We start from the raw sequence: 1771 nt of genomic DNA, 5'->3' as shown, positions 1-1771 counted from the left end.
GGTGGCATTTTGGGGCTCGACGCAAGATAACATTTACCATTTGACGGAGCATCAGCGATGGTTGATCGGCTACAGCGATTCATTCCACTCTGAAATCTGTTGGTGCGATTCGGATGACCAAGCACATGCGGAGAGCGACTATTTCTTTTTAAGAAATAGTTTCTTTCTCTTGTCTAATTACATTGGATAAACCGTGATAAGAAAAATTTACACTCGATTGTGAAAGGCATTCTACTAGCTTCCCAGGAAATCGGTTGCAATCTCCCTGTATTATTTTGTATTATTTAGCACGTTCTGAATTTAGAATGTCTGATAGACGTAATAAATCAAATTTAGCGTCTCAAATCTCACGTCTCAAATACACCCATGGGTAGCTATGCTCAAATGTCGAGAGTCTGAGGGGTGAGGTCGTAACGTTTAAAGTTGTCATCGAAACGGTTCAGAAGTACGATAGAAATTGTGGCCATGATCTTTTTGATCTAACCTTCAGATATCTTCATAGTTGTAGTTGGCTCATATTTCGAACAATTCACGCTGCTTGGCTCACGCTCCTATTAGACAAGCGATCGCGAGTTGAGATTTGATACAGAACCTGCAGAATTGAAGGGTGATCGATGAGCACGGTTAATCAGCGATTAACAGATTTGTTCTCTAAGAACATTGTTGTGGAGCCATCCAGGTCTTCAACGTCAATGTTGTCCCAGGACGCTGGTGGTGGCTTAACCAACGTGACCTTCAGTTGCATATTTTTCTCTGATGTCCGTAAGACCATTTCCAATCGCAGCAAGTATGCATTTGTGAGAGAGCTGGTTGAATTTGCCGACCATGCAGGATTTGAAGCCGTCTGTTTTCCTGAGAGGCATTTTCATGAGTTTGGCGCGATCTATGCCAATAATGCGGTTGTGGCGGCATACTTCGCCCCATTGACGAACCATGTGCGGTTGCGGGCGGCTGCGGTTTCTGTCACGTTGCATCACCCTGCTGAAATTGTTGAGAATTGGGCCATGGTCGATATCTTGTCGAATGGTCGAGTGGATTTGGGATTCGGTAGCGGCTGGAATAAACCCGATTTTGTCCTTTCCCCTGAAACCTACGAGAATCGTTTCAAACTGCGTGATCAGCGGATTCCCATTATTCAAAAACTCTGGCGTGGAGAAACGGTTGACTTTCCGGGACCCGGTGGAGAGATGTTCCCCATATCAGTGTATCCGCGCCCCATTCAGCCGGAACTAAATGTTTGGTATTCCACATTCTCTGAACAGGGATTTGAGCGTGCTGGTAGTATGGGCTACAACATTTTTACGATGCTGCTGCCCGACAATGTGAATGCGTTAGCCAAAAAGATTGGCCGCTATCGCCAGGCGCGTGCTGCTGCAGGTTTTGATCCAGAAACCGGAATTGTCTCATTGCTGATGCACACCTTTGTGCACCCGGACATGGACTGGGTGCAACATGTCGTTTCCGGACCATTTAAGGAGTATATTGCTAGCAGTGTTTTGCCTCAGATGAAAGCGGTAGGCAAGCATTTTAACGATTCAGAAGTTGATCGGATTGTTGATTATTCTTATGCCCGGTATTTACAAACGGGCGGTATTTTTGGACCGTTGACAGATTGTCAGCGACAGATCGATCAGGTGATCGCTGCCGGGGTGAATGACATCGCATTGCTGCAGGACTTCGGTGTTGAATACAGTGCGGTGCAGCAATCACTCGAATATGTGGGGGAACTGGTTAACCGTAACCGAGAATCTAGACATCTAGCGGGCTAAGT

The 1771-nt window shown here is 46.0% G+C and carries 1 protein-coding gene; it reads left to right on the top strand.

The features are described from left to right. Window positions 1-614 precede the first annotated feature (614 nt). Window positions 615-1769, top strand: a complete 1155-nt coding sequence (locus U2F10_RS34590; protein WP_499874692.1) for a MupA/Atu3671 family FMN-dependent luciferase-like monooxygenase — start codon at window positions 615-617, stop codon at window positions 1767-1769. The last annotated feature ends 2 nt before the right edge of the window (window positions 1770-1771 follow it).

The organism is Leptothoe sp. EHU-05/26/07-4 (assembly GCF_043421015.1).
GTDB lineage: Bacteria > Cyanobacteriota > Cyanobacteriia > Phormidesmidales > Phormidesmidaceae > Leptothoe > Leptothoe turfae.
Note: the sequence above shows the minus strand (reverse complement) of the source record. Positions and strands in the feature narration are given on the sequence as shown.